19 protein-coding genes are annotated in these 17,378 nt (G+C 70.1%); 10 read left to right on the top strand and 9 right to left on the bottom strand.

The window, feature by feature from the left end:
- Nucleotides 1-113 precede the first annotated feature (113 nt).
- The 3 genes from ACFXAM_RS22510 to ACFXAM_RS22500 form a co-directional block, all read right to left on the bottom strand.
- Complete coding sequence (locus ACFXAM_RS22510) at nt 114-308, bottom strand: hypothetical protein (protein WP_380293931.1); 195 nt, start codon at nt 306-308, stop codon at nt 114-116.
- Nucleotides 308-724: a hypothetical protein gene (locus tag ACFXAM_RS22505; RefSeq protein WP_380293929.1), complete on the bottom strand. Its 417-nt coding sequence runs from the start codon at nt 722-724 to the stop codon at nt 308-310. The genes ACFXAM_RS22510 and ACFXAM_RS22505 overlap by 1 nt, the downstream gene beginning before the upstream one ends.
- A 126-nt stretch (nt 725-850) precedes the next feature.
- Nucleotides 851-1,714 (bottom strand): hypothetical protein, encoded by an 864-nt coding sequence (locus ACFXAM_RS22500; protein ID WP_380293927.1) that lies wholly within the window; start codon nt 1,712-1,714, stop codon nt 851-853.
- Between the two features lie 378 nt (nt 1,715-2,092).
- Here ACFXAM_RS22500 and ACFXAM_RS22495 point away from each other — a divergent pair, with 378 nt between their 5' ends.
- The 7 genes from ACFXAM_RS22495 to ACFXAM_RS22465 all read left to right on the top strand — a co-directional run bounded on the left by ACFXAM_RS22495 (nt 2,093) and on the right by ACFXAM_RS22465 (nt 9,455).
- Complete coding sequence (locus ACFXAM_RS22495) at nt 2,093-2,881, top strand: GntR family transcriptional regulator (protein ID WP_380293925.1); 789 nt, start codon at nt 2,093-2,095, stop codon at nt 2,879-2,881.
- A gap of 196 nt (nt 2,882-3,077) precedes the next feature.
- Nucleotides 3,078-4,091, top strand: a complete 1,014-nt coding sequence (locus ACFXAM_RS22490; RefSeq protein ID WP_380293933.1) for an AAA family ATPase — start codon at nt 3,078-3,080, stop codon at nt 4,089-4,091.
- Nucleotides 4,088-5,299 (top strand): HAD-IA family hydrolase, encoded by a 1,212-nt coding sequence (locus tag ACFXAM_RS22485; RefSeq protein WP_380293923.1) that lies wholly within the window; start codon nt 4,088-4,090, stop codon nt 5,297-5,299. Before ACFXAM_RS22490 ends, ACFXAM_RS22485 begins: the two co-directional genes overlap by 4 nt.
- Nucleotides 5,300-5,340: 41 nt before the next feature.
- Nucleotides 5,341-6,150 (top strand): DUF1932 domain-containing protein, encoded by an 810-nt coding sequence (locus ACFXAM_RS22480; RefSeq protein ID WP_380293921.1) that lies wholly within the window; start codon nt 5,341-5,343, stop codon nt 6,148-6,150.
- Nucleotides 6,151-6,973: 823 nt separating this feature from the next.
- Nucleotides 6,974-8,323, top strand: a complete 1,350-nt coding sequence (locus tag ACFXAM_RS22475) for a hypothetical protein (protein ID WP_380293919.1) — start codon at nt 6,974-6,976, stop codon at nt 8,321-8,323.
- Nucleotides 8,323-9,156, top strand: coding sequence for a DciA family protein (locus tag ACFXAM_RS22470; protein ID WP_380293917.1), 834 nt, complete (start codon nt 8,323-8,325; stop codon nt 9,154-9,156). The genes ACFXAM_RS22475 and ACFXAM_RS22470 overlap by 1 nt, the downstream gene beginning before the upstream one ends.
- Nucleotides 9,157-9,200: 44 nt before the next feature.
- Complete coding sequence (locus ACFXAM_RS22465; RefSeq protein ID WP_380293915.1) at nt 9,201-9,455, top strand: hypothetical protein; 255 nt, start codon at nt 9,201-9,203, stop codon at nt 9,453-9,455.
- Nucleotides 9,456-9,671: 216 nt separating this feature from the next.
- Here ACFXAM_RS22465 and ACFXAM_RS22460 read toward each other — a convergent pair whose 3' ends face one another.
- Complete coding sequence (locus ACFXAM_RS22460; RefSeq protein ID WP_380293913.1) at nt 9,672-9,953, bottom strand: hypothetical protein; 282 nt, start codon at nt 9,951-9,953, stop codon at nt 9,672-9,674.
- A gap of 140 nt (nt 9,954-10,093) precedes the next feature.
- Nucleotides 10,094-11,344: a hypothetical protein gene (locus ACFXAM_RS22455; RefSeq protein WP_380293911.1), complete on the bottom strand. Its 1,251-nt coding sequence runs from the start codon at nt 11,342-11,344 to the stop codon at nt 10,094-10,096.
- A 499-nt stretch (nt 11,345-11,843) separates the two neighbouring features.
- Between ACFXAM_RS22455 and ACFXAM_RS22450 the strand changes: the two genes are divergently transcribed.
- Nucleotides 11,844-13,277 (top strand): hypothetical protein, encoded by a 1,434-nt coding sequence (locus tag ACFXAM_RS22450; protein WP_380293909.1) that lies wholly within the window; start codon nt 11,844-11,846, stop codon nt 13,275-13,277.
- Nucleotides 13,278-13,465: 188 nt separating this feature from the next.
- On the opposite strand, the gene ACFXAM_RS22445 is transcribed toward ACFXAM_RS22450, so the two are convergent.
- Nucleotides 13,466-14,176 carry a hypothetical protein gene (locus ACFXAM_RS22445; protein WP_380293907.1) on the bottom strand — a complete coding sequence of 237 codons (711 nt, stop codon included), beginning with the start codon at nt 14,174-14,176 and terminating at the stop codon, nt 13,466-13,468.
- Nucleotides 14,177-14,282: 106 nt separating this feature from the next.
- Between ACFXAM_RS22445 and ACFXAM_RS22440 the strand changes: the two genes are divergently transcribed.
- Both ACFXAM_RS22440 and ACFXAM_RS22435 read left to right on the top strand, forming a co-directional pair.
- A complete protein-coding gene (locus ACFXAM_RS22440; protein WP_380293905.1) occupies nt 14,283-15,026 on the top strand; it encodes a DnaB-like helicase C-terminal domain-containing protein in 744 nt (247 codons plus the stop codon).
- Between the two features lie 428 nt (nt 15,027-15,454).
- Entirely contained in the window at nt 15,455-15,961 is a 507-nt protein-coding gene (locus ACFXAM_RS22435) for a hypothetical protein (RefSeq protein WP_380293903.1), read from the top strand.
- Between the two features lie 90 nt (nt 15,962-16,051).
- On the opposite strand, the gene ACFXAM_RS22430 is transcribed toward ACFXAM_RS22435, so the two are convergent.
- The 3 genes from ACFXAM_RS22430 to ACFXAM_RS22420 all read right to left on the bottom strand — a co-directional run bounded on the left by ACFXAM_RS22430 (nt 16,052) and on the right by ACFXAM_RS22420 (nt 17,367).
- Complete coding sequence (locus ACFXAM_RS22430) at nt 16,052-16,324, bottom strand: hypothetical protein (protein WP_380293901.1); 273 nt, start codon at nt 16,322-16,324, stop codon at nt 16,052-16,054.
- Nucleotides 16,325-16,612: a hypothetical protein gene (locus ACFXAM_RS22425; RefSeq protein ID WP_380293899.1), complete on the bottom strand. Its 288-nt coding sequence runs from the start codon at nt 16,610-16,612 to the stop codon at nt 16,325-16,327. It lies immediately after the preceding gene.
- Between the two features lie 62 nt (nt 16,613-16,674).
- Nucleotides 16,675-17,367: a hypothetical protein gene (locus ACFXAM_RS22420; RefSeq protein WP_380293897.1), complete on the bottom strand. Its 693-nt coding sequence runs from the start codon at nt 17,365-17,367 to the stop codon at nt 16,675-16,677.
- Between the last annotated feature and the right edge of the window lie 11 nt (nt 17,368-17,378).

Below are 17,378 nucleotides of genomic sequence, written 5' to 3'. Positions count from 1 at the left end.
CTTCTCTTTTATGCCATCTATACCCCTCCCACCGCCGCACCCGCCCGCCCCCCCCGACACCTGGGGGGCCACCCCCCGGGCCGTGGTCGTTCGTCGGACTGGTGGTAGCAGGGTCAAGCGGGGCGGCTCCTGGGCCGCATCTCCTCGGGCTCAGGGGCTGAACCGAGGTACTGCCCGATGAGGTATCCGGGGACGACGTCCGCGCACTCGTGCCAGGACGGCCGGCCCCGCTGCGACGGGACGCGAGCTACGCCCTGCTCGACGCTGGCGCCGGTACGGGCCAGGTAGGCGATCAGGTGGGTACGCATCAGGCGGCGGTGTGCAGCGCGCTCATGTACTTGAGAGCCCACCGGCTCCGGGGACGGGGCAGGGGGCCGTGGTCCGTCGCGGCGGCGGCGAGCTCCGCGACGTCGACCGCGTCGGCGGCGGTGGCCAGTCGACCCGTCAGGCGCACCGCCGGCTGGCGCTGGAGGCGGTTCACCAGGATCTCGGTGCTGAAGTCCAGGACGTCGAGGAGTTCGGTGTACGAGCAGCTGCGGACCGCCAAGAGTCCGGCGGCGTGCAGCCACAGCTCGGCGCACAGGTCGTCGACCGTGTCGCTGGCGATATTGTCCGGGCCGGCGTCGTCCAGCAGCTTGAGGACCAGGTCGCGCAGGCTCCCCGAGTGCCAGCTGTAGGCCTCGGCCAGCAGCACGGCGGCGGGGGCGGTGAGGGGGTCGGGCATCGCGGTCTCCTCGGAATTGGTCACGCGGGGCGGGGATGCTGTGCGGGCAGAGCAACGGCCGCCGCCCACCCCGTCGTGCTCAGGGGGTGGGCGGCGGCCGTGGCGGTTCGTGCCGGTGGTGGCCGGTCAGACGGCGGAGGAGTTCCTGCGCACCGGGCTGGCCTCGCGGACCGCCGCCTCGGTACGCCCGGCGGCGAGCGCCAGCGACGCCTCCTGCGTGATGTAGCCCTGGGTCGGGAGCTGCGGGCCGAACAACCGCCGACGGGAATCGGCGTGCCCGTACAGCGGCTCGACCCGGCGCACCCAGGCGTCGTGGTCCGACTGCGCGGACCGCTCGGCCCACAGGGCCTGACGGCGCCGCAGCTGCTCACCGGCCTGGATGGCGTCCTCCTCCAACTGCTCCCGCTGCTCCTGCTCGGCGCGGGCCTGGGCGGCGAGGCGCTCCGGCTCCTGGCGCAGCAGTTGCAGGTAGGTGGCGTACAGGCGGGCGCCGTCGGTGCACAGCCGGGTGCCGGAGCAGCCGGTGGTGCTGTTCTCGCGGGTGGTCTTGTCTTTGCGGCCGGCGCATCGGGCGCTGTGCGAGTCGAATGCCGCGCGGGCCGTGTCGGCGGTGGGCGCGGCCGGGGCCAGCTGGTGGAGCGCTGGCGGCTTCGGCGTCGGAATCTTGCGGAGCACGGTGGTCGGCCGGCGGGCGGCGACCTCGGCGAGGCCGTCCTCGACCTGCGTGACCCAGCGGGCCACGGTGAGGTCCATCTGGATGCGCTGGCCGCTGCCGGGGCACCGCGTGTCCCGCCGGATCTGGCGGCCGTCGGCGTCGCGCAGGTCGCGGCCGAGGTCGGTGGAGCGGTGCGCGGGGATCATCGAGCGGGTCAGCTTGCGCCAGGTCCCGCAGTCGGTGCAGACGACGGTGACGGGCTCGCTGGGGTGGAGCGTGATGTGGGTGGAGCGGATCTGCGAGGCCTTCAGGGCAGGCCGGCCGTTGTGACGCATGGGGTGTCTCCCTCGGTCTCGGGGATCTCGTTGCCGTTGCGTTCTCCGCCCGCCACGGCCGAAAGCCGTGGTGGGCGGGCAGCGCAACCGCTGCGTGAGAGCTGTCCGTAGCCCGGCGGCGGGGACCTCGTGGATCGTCACCCGTATGTACCGTGAGCGGCTCGGTGCAGGTCGAGCTATGGAGATGTCAAGGGTTACAGCGATCCCCCACTCCCTTACGGAGCGTTATAGCTATCGCTATTGCCAAGTAGAGCGGACCGGCTGCATGATGTCAATACCGATAGCTATATGTCGCGATCGACGTTGTGTCCCACCGTCTGCGCCTGATAGAGCTATCGCTAGACTTGGTCCGTCCAGCCTTAGAAAGGGGTGACCGCCGTGGCTGCCTCGTATCGCGAGATCGCCGCTGACCTGCGTCAGAAGATCGCCGAGGGGCAGTACCGTCCCGGCGACAAGCTCCCGATGCTGACGGAGCTCCAGGAGCAGTACGGCGCTGGCTACCAAACCGTCCGCAGCGCCATCGCGTTGTTGGAGCAAGAGGGCTTGGTCGTCGCGATCCGACGCCGCGGCACGATCGTCCGCGAGCGTCCCGAGAAGATGCGGGTCACCCGGTCCCGCGAAGTCTTCCGCGATGAGATCGGCTACTACTTCGACCCCACTGCCCAGCCGTGGAAGGCACTCCAGCCCCCCACGATCAACTGGGGCGTGGTCCCGATCGACCTGGCTGGGCTCATGGGTCTGGAGCCGGGAGCCGAAGTCCTGGTGCGAGACCGGGTGATGGGAGATCCCGAGACGGGAACTCCCATGCAGCTGGCGACCAGCTACCTGCCGGCCGACATGGCCCGAGGCAGCCGACTGGCTGAGGCCGACACCGGTCCTGGCGGCATCTACGACAGGCTGGAGGAGATGGGCCACGGCCCGCTCGAGTGGCGCGAGACCGTCTCCGCGCGAATGCCGTCGCCCGAGGAATCCGAAGCACTGGGCTTGCCGACCGATGTCGGCGTCCCGTTGCTGCGCGTGCTGCGGGTCACCGCTTCGCCGACTGGGCAGGTGGTCGAAGTCAACGACACCCGCATGAGCAGCGAACTCTTCGAGATCGGCTACTCGATCAGCCGGCACCCAAGCGCCCGCCCTGCCCATGACGGCAATGCCGAGGACGGCCACTGATGCTCACCTCCGATTCGCCCGATTCCCTCAGCCGTTTGCGAGGTACATCACAGCGGCTGAGGGCCTGACGAAGAATCACAGCTGCGTCATCAGCTCCATCAACACGTCCATACACACGAATTCACATCTGCGTACACATGGGTTTTGGCTGGTCAGTCCTAGGCTGCCGGGCATGGTGACACTGGAGGGTGGGGGGATGGCGAAGGAACGTGCGGGGTGGCGGCCTGACCTGCTGCGTGCCCAGCGGGAAGCGCATGGGCTGACGCTGGAGAGGGCGGGGGAGAAGCTGCGCCAGGTCGCCGAGGAGGCGAAGCTCAGGGGCATCCCGGCCGCGAATCCACAGACCCTGTGGCAGCACGAGCAGGGTGAGGTTTACCCTGGGCCGCACTACCGGCGGGCGTACTGCCTGCTGTACCGGGCGACGGACCCCGAGCTCGGGTTCCGCGCTGCGCTGCCGGGCGAGGAAACGGCCTTCCGCCTGACGCCTGCGAGCGACGAGCACAACGGCGGGCACGTGCTCGCTGTCGAGCGGGCGATCCACCGGATCGCGGCTGGCAGCGACGAAGCCGACCACCTGGGCGTGCAGCAGCGGATCCTGGACGCCTGGAAGCGCCGGCACACCGGTGGCGACCCGCACCGCCCGGTCGTGGTCCTTGTCGGCGGCTACGCCGGATCCGGCAAGACGGAGTTCGCCCGGTTCTTGACCCAGCTGACCGGCTGGCCGCTGCTGGACAAGGACCCGCTGACCCGGCCACTGGTGGAAAGGCTGCTGGTCTCACTGGGCGGCGACCCGAACGACCGGCACACCGATCTGTACCGGGAGCAGGTCCGGGACCTCGAGTACGACTGCCTGATGCAAGCCGCCTGGGCCAACATCAACTGCCGCATTAGCACAGTGCTCACGGCGCCGTTCGTCGCCGAGATGACCAACGCGGACTGGATGCAGCGGCTCATGAACCGCTGCGCCTCGCTCGGCGTCGATGTCGCGCCGATCTGGGTACGGTGCGACGCCGAGTCGATGCGCGAGTACATCACCTTCCGCTCGGCGGCCCGGGATGCCTGGAAGCTCCAGCGGTGGAACGAGTACCTGCAGACGATCGACGTCGACCTGCGGCCGGCCGTGCCGCACCTGGTTGTCGACAACCGGCTCGGCGCCGCAATCTCCCTCGCCGACCAGGCCCGCCAGGCGATCCGGGAGGTCTACGCATGAACGAGGCACCCGCCGTACGCGGCGTGATCCTCTACGGCCCGCCGGCCGCAGGAAAGGACACCATCACCCGGGCCCTGGCCGATCTCGACGCCGCCTTCTCCCTGTTCTCGCGGGTGAAGGTCGGGACCGGCCGATTCGCCGGCTACCGCATGGGCACGCCCGAGCAGTTGGAGGAGCTGCGAGCGTCGGGCGCGGTCGTGTACGAGAACTCTCGGTACGAGAGCACGTACGTGACGGACCGGCCGGGGCTGGACACTGCGTTCACGGCTGGGGTTCCGGTGATGCACCTGGGCCAGGTCGACGGGGTGCGGGCCGTACTCGACGGCTACCCGGCCCAGTGGCTGACCGTCCTGCTGTGGTGTCCGCGGGAGATCACCGAGGCGCGATCGAACGGCCGGGGCGACACGGACACTCCGGCGCGGCTGGCCGCGTGGGACGCGACCCGGGCCGACCTCGACGACAACCCCGACTTCCGCTTCGACCTGACCATCCGCAGCGACGAGGTCGGGCCCGAGGCCGCCGCCGAGCAGATCCGCCAGGCGCTCACCGCCACGCGCGGCGATGGCGACCTGGTGCTGGTGGACTTCGACGACACGCTGATCGACCGGCTCGCCGCAGTGACGGCTTGGGTGGCCGGGTACTGCATGGAACACGATCTGGGACCGGCGGTCGAGCAGCGGATGCTCGAGGCCATGCAGATCCGGGCGGACCTCGACGTGATCGAGGCCCTGTGCGCCGAGCTCGGTCTCCCGGACTCGCCGAGCGAGCTCTGGTCGCGGTACGAGCCGCAGCTCGCCGCGTCGGTGAAGCCGTTCCCCGGTGTGATGGAGGCTCTGACCGCGGTTGGGGAGGCCGGCCACCAGGTCGTCGTCGTTACCAACGGCGGCGGGCAGATCCAGCGCGCCAAGCTGAAGGCGTCCGGCATCGCCGACGTGGTCGGCGCCGCGTGCATCTCCGAAGAAGTTGGTGCCCGGAAGCCGGAGCGGCAGATCTTCGAGGCCGCGGCCGCCAGCGTCGGCAGGGACCTCTCCCAGGGCGGGTGGATGATCGGCGACAACGCCGACCTGGACGTCGTCGGCGGCCGGAGGGCCGGGCTGCGCACCGTGTGGATCTCGCACGGTCAGCCCTGGTCTGGCGGCGCGGAGCCGGATCACGTCGTGCCCACCGCTGTGGAGGCGCTCGCTCTTGTTCGGGGCGGTGGCCGGTGACGCCGGATCGGCGAGTTCTCGGCGTGCTGCATCCGGGAAGCATGGGTGCGGCCGTCGCAGCCTGCGCGGTGTCGGCCGGGGCCAGGGTGCTGTGGTGCCCGTCCGGGCGGAGCGCCGCGACCGTTCGGCGCGCCGAGCAGGCCGGGCTGGAACCGGTGGCCGAGCTGCGCGAGCTGTTCCATCGAGCTGAGGTCATGCTCAGCCTGTGCCCGCCGGCTGCGGCAGAGGACGTTGCCCGCGATGTCGCCCAGCACGGGTTCACCGGGATCTACGTAGAGGGCAACGCGATCAGCCCGGACCGGGTGCAGTGCATCGCCGACCTGGTGGGCCGCAGTGCCCGGGCGGTGGTCGACGGCTCGGTGATCGGTTCCCCGCCGGTCGGCGCCAAGCACACGCGGCTGTTCCTCTCCGGCCCCGCCGACGCCACCGAGCTGGTGACGGAGCTGTTCTCGGGCACTCCGGTGTCGACGCCGGTTCTGGGCGAGGAGATCGGTCAGGCCTCCGCGCTGAAGGTCTCCTACACGGCCTACCAGAAGGCTTCCCGGGTGCTGGCCGCGCTCGCCTACGGCGTGGCTCAGCATCACGGCGTCGACAGGGCGCTGCTGGAGGTGGCCGGCGGGCGGCAGGGCAGCTACCTGGCCGAGACCGGCTACATCGCCAAAACTGCGGCTCGGGCGTGGCGCTGGGCGCCGGAGCTGGAGGAGGCCGCCGACACGCTGCGCGCCGCGGGCCTTCCGGACGAGGTGATGCGCGCGGTCGCCGACACGCTCCGGCATTGGACGGATGCGAAGGACGACCAGGGGATCTCGGTGGAGGACGCCCTGGAGATGCTGAGGGGATCCAGCCGATGAAGGGCTTGTCGGGCCGTCGCATGGTCGGGGCGTCAGATCGACACGGTGTGCTCGCCATTACTCTGCGAGTTGTCCACAGGGGTAGGCTTGCCCCGACAGTGATCCATAACGAACTTTGCCGCCCGGACCTTGGACAAGTCCGGACGGCACCAGAGTGGATCGGCGCCCCTGGCCGGGGGCCCGTCCCGGTCGACCACGCGGAAGGTGGTGACGCAGTGAAGGGTACCCGTACCCATCGGCAGGCACACGTGCGGCACCCCGCCGTAGAGGCGACCGGTTCGAGGTCGCTCCGGCGGGGTGCCGTCGTCGTATCCAGGTACACCTCTCCCCCGAAGGGGGTCAGTGTGACTTAGTCGTCTTGGGGGCGCCGGCCTTTGGCGAGGCCAGCAACCCCGACCACTTCCGGTGGGGCCAACCACTGGACTGCGGTCTTGCGTGATCCGTCCGATTTGGCGATCGGACGAGGGCCCGGAACGGGTCTCGGCTTGGCGGCCGAGGCCCGCGATGGGCGGCATTTCGGTTCGGGCTGAACCAACACCCCCGAGGGGGCGCTTCTGCGTTCCCGCACGTAAGAGCAGGAGGCTCTGCCATTTTGCAGCAGGTCAGGACCCCTTTCCAGTCTTCACTGCCTAGGTTTGTTGATCTTGGGGTTTCCGGTGCGGGCCTTGACGCCGATCCCGCAGGGCGGGATCCGGGCGCTGCACCCTCCGTTTCCAGGGGATTCGTTGAGGGACCGGTTGTCGGACCGGTTGTCGGAGCCGCAGCCCACAGTCCCAGGGCTGTGACACATATCACCTGTTCGGGTGAGGGTGTTGGTGTCGCCGTGGACGGCCCGTCGGGTGTAGTTCCGGCCTGGCTGCTGGTTCCCGGCCAGCGGTCCGCGGGTTGGCAGTCCAAGATCCCCACCGGCTTGTCGGCCCGGATGCGGGCGTTGGTGGTCGAGGGTGTGGGGATGGAGCGGTACCGGGAGGGCGGCTCCGACGGCGGCTCGGGTGCCGGCCGGGACACGCACCGGGTCACCAGCGCGATCGCGTTCGGGTTCGCGCGGGCCGGGGCCGACCAGCTCGCCCTGCGGGACGTCCTGCTCGCCTCTCCGGCGCCCGGTGGCGCGCTGCTGCGGGACCTGTCCCGGGCGAAGGGCCACGACCACGCCACGAAGTACCTGGACCGGGTGTGGCGGCGTGCTGTTCGTGTGACGGGTGAGTCCGCGCCGATCCGAGAGCGTCGGGACGCGATGGCGGCCCTGGCGGAGCGTCGGATCGCGATCGAGGTGTTCCCGTGGGCCGGGCAGGCCGGGCAGACGGACCGGGCGAACCTCCTGCACCGGCTGGGGCTCTGTGAGCGGGCTGGCGGGTTCGACCACGAGGTGTCGCAGCGTCAGCTGGCGCTGGGTATCGGGGTGGGGGAGTCGACGGTGAAGCGGTCGGATGCCAGGTTGGTGGCTGCTGGGTGGCTGTGGCGGGCCGAGCGGGGCGGGGCGGGGGCGTCCTCGAAGTGGGTGCTGGGCAGGCCCCGGCGGGGGTCGGCTGACGTGGTGTCGCCGGTTGACCCCAACCGCCAAGTGGGGCACGAGGCCCCCGGGTACCTGGATGGGGTCAACCGGCGACACACCCCCGCCACGACGCCTGCTGCCCCGTCCGATGCCCCCGCCGAGTTGGACTTCCGCCTCCTCTCCGACCTGATGACCCGGGACGCGTTCCGGGCCCGGGGTCTGGGCAAGACGGCTGCGGAGGTGGTGGCGGCTCTCGCGTACCGGGACGGGCAGACCGCGGTGGAGCTCGCGGCCAGCACCCGGCGGCATCGCGCGACTGTCCACGCCCGCCTGGCCCCGCTGATGGAGCACGGCCTGGTCGTGAAGACCGGCGAGCTGTACTACCTGGCCGACGGCCTTCTGGACGCCCCGGCTAAGCGCCCGCACGGCAGCCGCCTGCCGACATGGCAGCCGGTGGACCGCTGGGACGAGGTGGCCGCTGACCTGGGAGTTTTCGGTGCTTCCTATCGGCAGTGGTGCCTGTACGCGTTCGACCGGATCGCGGCGGACGACGTGTACCGCCGGGTGCGCGAGCACGCGCGTCCGGCCCGACCGGCCACGGAGCTTACCGACCAGGACTGGGCGTTCCTGAACACCTGGACCACCGATCTCGAGGACACCGACCGGGTGGTGAGCGCCTGATGAGCCAGCCCGTCGCGAGCGGAGCCGACCTGGCCCGCACAGCCCTGCGAGCTGCCCGGAAAGCCGCCTCCAGCCGCAGTGACACCCCGGTGAAGCGCCCCGCCGCTACGCTTCGCCGCGCCGGCCGGCACGGCCCCGGGCCCCGGGAACCGCAGCCGATCGCGGAGGTGTTCCTGGCCCTGGTCGCCGCGCACGGCTGGACCCTGGGCACCGCCGGCGGAGGCCTGCGGGACCGCTGGCCCTCGATCGTCGGCCCGGACGCCGCCGCGCACTGGCACCTCGCCGGCTACGACCCCACCACCCGCTGCCTGCGCGTGGTCGCAGACTCCCCGGCCTGGGCCGCCCAGCTCCGTTACCAGACCCGCCGCATCCTCACCGTCCTCGACCAGCTGCGGCCCGGAACCGTGACCGCTATCGACGTCCGTGTCGGCCCTGCCCCCGCACTGCGGCCCGACCACGACGTCGACAAGCGGCCCGTGCCCTGCCCCGTACCAACAGTTCCGGCCCGCAACCCGCTCGCCGACCACACCCCCTACCAGGAACTACGCCGCCGGATGCGCGAGGACGCCGCGGCCCGCCATGCTGCGGTCGACGAAGCCACCGCCCAGCGGGAAGCCATCCTGACCCGGCACTACAACCGGCTGCGCGAACCCGAGGACGCCCACCGCACCGCGATCGAGACCACCCCGGCCGCCTACACCAACGACCACGACCGCCAGCAGCGCGCACGCCACCGCGCCGCACTCGCCGTCGCCCGCGCCACCCGAACCGAGACGATCCCGCTGCGCACCGCTCGCCAGCCGCAGCCGGCTCCCGCCCGCGGTGCCGCGTGACCTCTGTTATCCGAGCCATCACCCCTGATCGAGAGGATCCAGTTGTGACCAGCACCGACATCAACGCGAGGATGGACTCGCCGCAGGTCGCCGCGACCGGCCTGATCACCGACTACTCCGACTTCGCCACCCGCGGCCACCTCGCTGAGCACCCGGACACCGTCGACCACCGACTCGGCCTGGTCGTGGAGATGCTCGCCGCGGTCCAGGCCGCCGTCGACACCGAGCGGGCCGGCGGCCAGTGGCCCGTCTTCCGGGCCCACCCGGGCGCCGAACACGACCAGCGCACCGCCGAATAAGCCCACCACCGCTGCGACTGCCAGCACTGACTCCACGGCGGCGGACCCGGCGACGACGAAGGCCCGATCTGGACGTGACCACCAGCCCGCCGATCACCCCTGCGGCGCGCGGGGAGCAGTACACCGAGGTCCTGGAGACCAGGCCGGAGCCTGGATCACCCCCGCCTGCGCGGGGAGAACTTCCGTGCTGGCCGGCTGACCTGTGCGTGCCTGCGATCAGCGGGCGTCGGCCTCGTCGATCAGGTACTGGAGCTCGTCGAAGATCTGGAGGACGACGACGACCAGGACGTGGTCGGCGACCATGAACTCGACCACGACCCCGGGGGCGGCGTAGGCCTTGCGCAGGTGCTCGTCGGGACCGATCGGCGCTGTCGCGGTCTTGTGGTACGGATCGCGGGCGAGAACACTCAGCGCACGCTCCAGGAGGTCACGACGTTCGGCGGGCAGGGCATCGATCGTCGCCTTCGCCTCGACGGTGTACTGCACGCGATACGTCATGCCCGCCACGATAGCCGGACCCACGACCGGACGGGAGCAGCCTGGAGGAAGACCTGCCCGGTGCCCGCCACTGCTGACCCCGCGCCTGTGGGGGGGGGACCGCCGGCCGTTCGTCCGCTCGAGGGGACCGGGCTTGGGATTCAGCGGCTGCCGTAACGGGATCGGCATGGGGCACAGGCGTGGGCGGGACGTGGTCCGTAGCGGTTGATGGGTGTTCCGCACCCCGCACATGGTCCCAGTTCCCAGGGTTTGCAGCCCGCCTGAACGGCGGCGGCCTGACGCTGGTCCCAGGTGATGTCGATGGGCGGACACTCACTGGGCGGGCGCATGGCGGCCGGGCGGGGTGGAGGAGCGGTCCGGGTGATGGTGACGGCTGGGCGGATGCTTTCGCCTGAGTCGCGGGGTGGCTGTGGTGTGGAGCGAACATCGGATTCGGTGCGGGTCCTGATGCATTCGGCATCCCGTTGCACGGGAATCCGGATCCGGTTCTTCTTCGGTGCGGGGTCGGGCTGGGCTTCCTGGCCGCCGTTCTCGGTGAAGAGATCGAAGTCCGTGTTCGATATCCAGAACCGCAGGGTGCGCTGGCTCTGCTTGGTGGTGAGGGGAACGTAGTCGCCGGCGGCGATGTCGCGGACCAGGTCGTCCAGCTGACGGGCGCGAGGCTCCCAACGGGGGTGCCAGTTGCCGCAACGTCCGCTTCGGCGGACGGAGCATGGAAGCGGGTTGGTGAGGTCGCACTTGTCCAGCTCGAGGCCGCGAACACCTCCGCGCACGAGCATGTCGCGGTCATTGAGAATCGCCTCGGGCGGCAGGTTGTCGGTGCGGCTCCAGTGCACGTGGTCGATCAGCGGCGCTTTGGGGTCAAGGACATGCCAGACCGGTGTGACGCCCTGGTCGCGGGAGGCAAGGTCTCGCCGGCGGACCGCCGGGGCGGTCGAGTAGGAGAGCTGGGGCTCGAAGCCGATCTGCCGCCCGCCCGCTCCGGTGACCAGGACGTCGGTGCGGCGCCGGCCGTCCGCGGCGCGCACCTCCAGCTCGGCGTGGAAGCCGCCGCGTTCGGCCGCCCGCGCGAACCGTTCCTTCAACGCTTTGTGCTGATCGCTTTCGCCGTCGCCGTGGTCCCGCTGGTCGCGGCTGTGGTGGGCGGCGATCCTGAGGCCCCGCTTGGCGTAGAGGTACATCCATTCGATCTGGTCGGGGTTCTGCTGGTAGCAGGTCGGGCAGTAGAGGCCCTGTTCCTCGACAGGTCGCTTATCGGCGAGCAGGAGCTCCCAGAGGCCTTTGTACTGCGGGTACCCGAGGTCGGCGCGGTCAAGGTCGAGTAGTCCGTCGACCAGAACGCAGAAGACGGGGTTTCGCTTGTAGTAGGACTGGTCGGCCTTGCTGTCCATGGAGTTCCTCGTCTCAGCCGTCAACTGCAAACGGAGGGGGGACAATTGTGCCTCGCCGTACTGACAATCCGGTCGTGCTGCTCCAGTATGCAGAGCGGGCGCGCATACCCTGCGAAATTGCCGAACAAATGAACGAATTCATACTGGGGTGAATGTGCTGCAACCCCGGCGGTCGGGCTGCCTGAACGGCTCGGCCCGAGCCGCTTCGCAGGCGCCACCTGGAGGTGTTCCGTCCTGAGCTCCCTGGGTGGACAGAGCTTGGCATCCCCGCAGGCACGGGAGCCCCGGTCGCGCACGGGACGACGGACGGCGGACCTCCGCGCAGGCGGCGGTCGGAGGCCCGCCGCCCTCAAGTCGTCGGCAGTCTCCTTCGGCAGGATGACCGGAAAAGATCGAACGCACGCGGATCACAACGGCGGCTACACTACGGCGCCAGACAGACGCATTCGGCTACTGGTCGGCTTGATCGGTGGCCACCTGATCAGGGGCGGGGCGAAGTATGGGCAAGCGAGCACGTCGACGTCGCCGGGAAGCCGCGGCCAAGCCCGCCGCGGCTGCGAAGCCGACGATCCTGCAGTTCCCCCACGGCGAGGATCCGGTTCTGCATGTCGAGATCGCGCCCGACACCACACCCGAGGACCTGGCCCTGATCCACCGCTACTGGGACCTCACCACCTACGGCTGGCGATACAAGGTCCGCGAGCTGGGCTCGACCCTGACCGTGCTGAACACAGTCACCGCCCGTTCCCGTGCCTTCCTGCTCAGCGTCGAGTGCTCGCTGTGCGGCGAGCCCGTCGGAATCGCCAACCGGTCGGCCGGCACCGTTCTCGCCGGCCCCGCTCTGTCCGAACCCCGTGCCACCGGCCTCTGCCCGGACTGCCAGGACCACCACACGGCCGCGAAGGAACAGCAGCAGCGCCTGGCAGCAGAACACGCAGTGCTGGAGAAGCAAAAGGCGCAGGAGGCCGAGAAGGAGCTGCGCGCGAGGGTCACTGCGTGGACGACGCGGGAGCGAGAGGCGCCCTGCGATTCCCGGACCGTCAACGGCAACGCGGAGCTGATCCTGCTGTTGGCCTTGGCGGAGCGGGCCCGGGCCGGCCGGTCGAAGCCGCTGCCCGCACTGTCGTCCCTGGAGAACGGGTGGACTGGTGACCTGGAGCGTGATGCGAAGGCCCTGTCGAGCCTTCGGGAACAGGGGCTGCTGGTGGTCGACTCACAGTCTCCTTTGTCCGCGTTCCAGCTGGGGGACAGCGGTGGCCTGATGTACGTGCCCGCCGAGGTGCTGTGGAACCTCAAGCTCGATCCGGACGCCACGATCGACCTGGTTGCGAACACGTGTGTCCGGCGGGCCACCGCGACCGGCCAGCAGTCGGCGACTGAGATCGCCGCGCTTGCCCGACTCGTCACGACCCTCGAGGCCACCCACGTCATCGACTACCTGAACTCCCTGCTGACGAAGAAGTACGGCTATCCGCCGGCACCGGAAGCCCGCGAGGTGGAGCTCTTCGACACGATCGTCGACGGGATCACCGGCGGATATACCGCAGGCCAGATGATCGCGATCGTCTGGCGCGCCGCGGACTCGGCCGCGGGATGGAAGGAGCGCAACGCACGGATGGGGCCGGCAGAGGCCTCGTCGGCGACGGTGACCATGGTCCGCAAGAAGCTGGACGACGCCCGTGAGCGCCGACAGCCCGTCCCGGAGTACGAACCGCCGCGCTGGATGGCTGTGCCGGCGGCCCTCGGTGCGGCCCGCCAGGTGCTGGAGGCGGTGGAAGGACCCCGTCGACGGGATCGGATCATGGCGTGCGGCCAATGCGACGTCAACGGCTTCTTCTCGCAAGAGGTCGACGGCCGCGAGGTCGCAAGTCGCTGCCTCCACATTCCCACCGCCCGTCGTTCCGACGACCACCTTCCCGCCGACCTCGGCTGAGAACGACGAGCTGCGCACCGCCTCCGCAGGTACGGGCTGCCGCCCAGTTACTGCGAGACCTAAACGGGTCCTGGCCCGACGCCCGCGCGAGCGGGCCGGGCGCCGTACCGCTACGCACGGACCGCTCGCTGCAGCCCGGCCCACCAAGCGGGTACTCAAACGCCACCGTCCCGCCCCGGCACCGTCCCTCAGACCGAGCGGCGAGCCCCGGGTCGGCCGCGCCCTCGCCGGACCGGGCTGGAGGGTCGCGGCACGATGACGGGGATCCCGTCCCGCTCGGCGGCCCGGCGGCGCGCCGCACCCGCGCAGAAGACGCAGGCCCCGTCGGCGGTCGGGTCGGTCGGCGCGCCGGGGTGGATCTCGCACCCGGAGGTGTTCCGCGGACGGGACAGCTCCCGGGCGATACAGAACGCCTCGTGCAGGGCGTCGGCGACCTCGGCGAACTCGGCATCGACAGAGCGCAGCGACAGCGAGTAGGAGAGGTCGTTGACGGTGTTCATCTGTTCGCGGAGCCGGGTGAGGTCGTAGGGGCCGTCGGGCACGGGGTATCCGAGACCGGTGGTGCGTGCCGGCGGGGGGATGCTGGCCGGGTGGGTGCCGCGGCGGCGGGCGCTGTTGCACAGCAGGCATCGGGTCCAGCCCTGAGGCGCTTCGGGGTCGACGGCACCGTCGGGGTGTACGGGGCAGCCGGTGCGGCTGCGGGGCGGGGCGAGGTTGCTGGCGACGCGGAACGCGGCGTACAGGTCGTCGGTGACGGCGTCGTACTCGGCCGGGTAGGCGTCCACCCACAGGCCCCGTACGGCGTCGCCGATGGACGCGAGCTTCGACCTGAGCTCGTTGAGCAGGAACGGCCGCCCCGTGGGGACGGAGTAGCTCTGGGACCGTGGCGTCTCGCTCATCCGACCAGAGTGGCATGCGGCTAGCGCCGTTCCCAACCCGGGACATGACGATTCGGATAGCGTGCCGTCATCCGGTACGCAGCGGGTGAGGGGTAGGGAGACAGCGGTGAGCGAGCGTCAGGGCGCCGACGAGGCAGTGGCAGGGCTACCGACGCAGCGAGGATTCGCCGGAAGTCCCTTCGAAGTGCTCGACGAACGCCGGTTCCCCTCCCCGTGGCCGCACCTCGACGCCGTCCTGCAACTCGGCCCCGGCCGGATGGTGGGCATCGGGGCCCACCGCGGGCACCGGGAAGCAGCCGCAGGTCTCGAGATCGCGCTGCACACCGCTGGCAGCGGACACAGCACCCTGCTCTTCGCCCCCAACCTTCCCGCCCGCAACGCCGTCCCGAACCTGCGCATCGAACGGCCGGCGCAGCTGACACCCGAGCGGATCCGCGAGATCGTCAACACCCGCATCGCTCTTCGGCAGCACCCGGACGTCGTGGTTGTCGACCACTTCGCCCTCCTGCGTCCGGACCCGCCGGTGTACGAGCCGACCAGTTATGACCCGTGGGACGATCCCGCCGAGGACGAGCGCGACCCGGACGTTCAGGAGGCCGACGAGATCGGCCGCCAGCTGAAGCTCCTAGCGACCCGCCACGATCTGGCGGTCGTCGTCATGGCTCACATCAGGCGCCCCTTCAGCAAGACCGAGGCGCTGACCGTCGACCGCCTCGGCCTGGCCGCCTCCCTGGAGTACGACGCCGACGCCCTGCTCCTTCTCCGCCGAGCAGACGACCGACGAGTCGATGTCCATGTGGCCAAGAATCGAACCGGACCCGCACCTCACCAGTTCACAGCGGACTGGTAGACGGACCACCCTTCGCCGCAAAGGAGGAGGAACAGCGATGCACGGCAAGAAGCGCTGTGACGAGTGTGACTCGACAGGAACAGCCAGACGCTGGCACCTGGACCTCGACATGATCGCCTGCGACGACTGTTGGCCCGCGTAGATGACATCCGCCGCCGGAGGCTGGGTGTCCGCCCGTTTCGTGCCCAGCTGTCCGCGACGCCGAGCGCCAACCGCTCAAGTGGCGGGCTCGTGTAACAGCGGCTGATGCCCGCTTGGGGTGCGGGTTCGGTGATGACCTGGCCACGGTCGGCGGTCGGGCGCGGCTCGGTCGGCAGCAGCCGGAGCACTTCAGAGGCGGTGGGGTGAACTGGTCCGACCCCGGTGTCTCCTGAATGGGTTAGGGTTCGACACCCGCAATCCGGCACCGGTCAGCTGAGGAGAAGCGCGTGAGCGGAGAACACCTGATCACCGACGGCGAAACCAAACTCATCGCGGAAGGCTTCCTCGCCGCCTGCCCCTGGTTCGGCGACGTGCAGTGGGGCCGCGTCGTGATCGGTGCAGGCTCCGAGTACCTCGGGGGCTGGACCGGTGACATTCCCGACGACCAGGAGCTCACGGACGACCAGAGGTGGTCGTGGACCGTTTCGTTCTCCGACCCCGCCGGGAACCAAGCGGGCCTTTCGCACGAAGGGGTGCTCAAGGGTCTGTCACGTGTCGTCTACGACGACAACTCGAACTCGAACAGCTACCGTAATCTCGTCATCGGGCAGTGGTTCAGAGAACCGACCGAGACCCGGCTGGGCCTCAAGCTGTCCACGTCCGACCAGTCGCTGATCTGTCAGCAGGCACTGTACGGAAAGAGCGTCTTCCCTACTGGCGGAGCCGAGGAGCTCTTCGGGAAGAAGCTGGACGTCTTCGAGAGCCAGCGTCCGGACGCCGCCGACGAAGACTGATCTCGCCAGGCAACGCAGCTGAGGCCGCGCGTACTGTCAGGCGCGGCCTCAGCTGCGTTTGTGGCCCGGCCCGAGCCGGTGTCATCGGGCTCAGCTCATCGGGCGTTTCCACGGCCAGTGCGAGGGGCCCTGCTCGGTCAGCGCCGAGCAAACGGCCTTGACCAGCGACTGCGGGTTAACCGAGTTCGCCGCCTTGCGCTCGGTCGGCTCCAGCGCGTAGGCGAAGAGGTCGCGTACATGCTCGGCTGCCTCCTCGTCGCCGGCCGCCTCGGTGAATAGTGCCTTGAAGGAGTCGGATCTGGCCGCCGCCCTCGACGCCTCCCCGATTGGCGACCTCGCCGCCGTCACCGAGGTCATCGCCACCTACCGCCACCGCCTCACCCTGCGCACCGACGAACACGCCATGGCCTCCCTCACCGCCCCCACCGGCGGCCAGAAATGGACCCCCGCCGCCGACGCCTTCGCCCGGGTACGCGCCACCGGCGGCGACCGGTTACCGAGCAGCCCGACCACCAGCAGCCGGCCCCGCTGCACGTCTTCCTCTCCGACCCGGCCGAGCAGACCCTCGCCGCGCTGCGCCCCGGCGAGCTGGACGCTCTCGAACTCCGTCTCGGGCCCGTACGCGGCTCCCGCATGGTGCCGCTGCACCATGCGGCCACCCTGTCTCACCTGCGGCCCCGGGCCGCACGGTGTGACCGCGGACTGGTGGATCCTCACAGGTAGAACGCGATGGTCTCGCGGATCCACTGCGGGCACTGCTGCCACTCAACGACGGCCTGGTAGCTGAACAGGTCCCGGCCCATCTGCCGAGTCGCCGAGATGGTAATCGGGTGAATGAGGTTGATTCGGCGCCCCGCCGTACTGCCCGTGTGATGGGAGAAGGTGACCAGGTAGGGGCGCGCGGTGAACGCCCCCCACGCCATGTCGGCCCCGCTGTTCAGGGTGATCGTCTTCCGCCGGCCGATACCGTGCTGGTCGTCGCCGACCAGTTCGTGCAAGCCGCCCGGGTGCCTGCCGCCGCTGTAGGGCGCCAAGAGATCGTTCACGGCCTTGCCGTACAGGAAGGCGACGACCGTCGCCACCGTGCACAGTGCGGCGAGGGCACCAAGGATCCCGGAGGCTGTGGCGGAGGGCCGGGCCTCTGACCCGGTGCACCAGATTGGGTCGTATTCGACGGGGCAGGCACTCCTGGCCGCCGGGAGGAAACAGAGCAGCCACAGAACCATGGCGCCGAGCATCAATCCCCGAGCCAGGCATCCGGGGCTGTCACTTGGCGGTTCGCTGTAAGACACGGGAACACCAGCACCGTAGCCGTAGCCGTAGCCGTAGCCGGGCGAAGGATTCGATCGGTAGTGCCCGGAGACGAACGTGCCGTCCTTGCGGAAGTACGGCTTGACATAGCCCATGGGTGCCGTCT

Source organism: Kitasatospora sp. NPDC059462 (assembly GCF_042749955.1).
Taxonomy (GTDB): domain Bacteria; phylum Actinomycetota; class Actinomycetes; order Streptomycetales; family Streptomycetaceae; genus Kitasatospora.
This window is presented reverse-complemented; position numbering and strand designations above follow the sequence as displayed.

What these genes read in the sequence shown, in the direction of transcription:
- ACFXAM_RS22510 (WP_380293931.1), bottom strand. Translation starts at nt 308, where the DNA reads ATGCGTACCCACCTGATCGCCTACCTGGCCCGTACCGGCGCCAGCGTC.
- ACFXAM_RS22505 (WP_380293929.1), bottom strand. Translation starts at nt 724, where the DNA reads ATGCCCGACCCCCTCACCGCCCCCGCCGCCGTGCTGCTGGCCGAGGCC.
- ACFXAM_RS22500 (WP_380293927.1), bottom strand. Translation starts at nt 1,714, where the DNA reads ATGCGTCACAACGGCCGGCCTGCCCTGAAGGCCTCGCAGATCCGCTCC.
- ACFXAM_RS22490 (WP_380293933.1), top strand. Translation starts at nt 3,078, where the DNA reads ATGGCGAAGGAACGTGCGGGGTGGCGGCCTGACCTGCTGCGTGCCCAG.
- ACFXAM_RS22485 (WP_380293923.1), top strand. Translation starts at nt 4,088, where the DNA reads ATGAACGAGGCACCCGCCGTACGCGGCGTGATCCTCTACGGCCCGCCG.
- ACFXAM_RS22480 (WP_380293921.1), top strand. Translation starts at nt 5,341, where the DNA reads ATGGGTGCGGCCGTCGCAGCCTGCGCGGTGTCGGCCGGGGCCAGGGTG.
- ACFXAM_RS22470 (WP_380293917.1), top strand. Translation starts at nt 8,323, where the DNA reads ATGAGCCAGCCCGTCGCGAGCGGAGCCGACCTGGCCCGCACAGCCCTG.
- ACFXAM_RS22460 (WP_380293913.1), bottom strand. Translation starts at nt 9,953, where the DNA reads ATGACGTATCGCGTGCAGTACACCGTCGAGGCGAAGGCGACGATCGAT.
- ACFXAM_RS22455 (WP_380293911.1), bottom strand. Translation starts at nt 11,344, where the DNA reads ATGGACAGCAAGGCCGACCAGTCCTACTACAAGCGAAACCCCGTCTTC.
- ACFXAM_RS22450 (WP_380293909.1), top strand. Translation starts at nt 11,844, where the DNA reads ATGGGCAAGCGAGCACGTCGACGTCGCCGGGAAGCCGCGGCCAAGCCC.
- ACFXAM_RS22445 (WP_380293907.1), bottom strand. Translation starts at nt 14,176, where the DNA reads ATGAGCGAGACGCCACGGTCCCAGAGCTACTCCGTCCCCACGGGGCGG.
- ACFXAM_RS22425 (WP_380293899.1), bottom strand. Translation starts at nt 16,612, where the DNA reads ATGGTGCAGCGGCACCATGCGGGAGCCGCGTACGGGCCCGAGACGGAG.
- ACFXAM_RS22420 (WP_380293897.1), bottom strand. Translation starts at nt 17,367, where the DNA reads ATGGGCTATGTCAAGCCGTACTTCCGCAAGGACGGCACGTTCGTCTCC.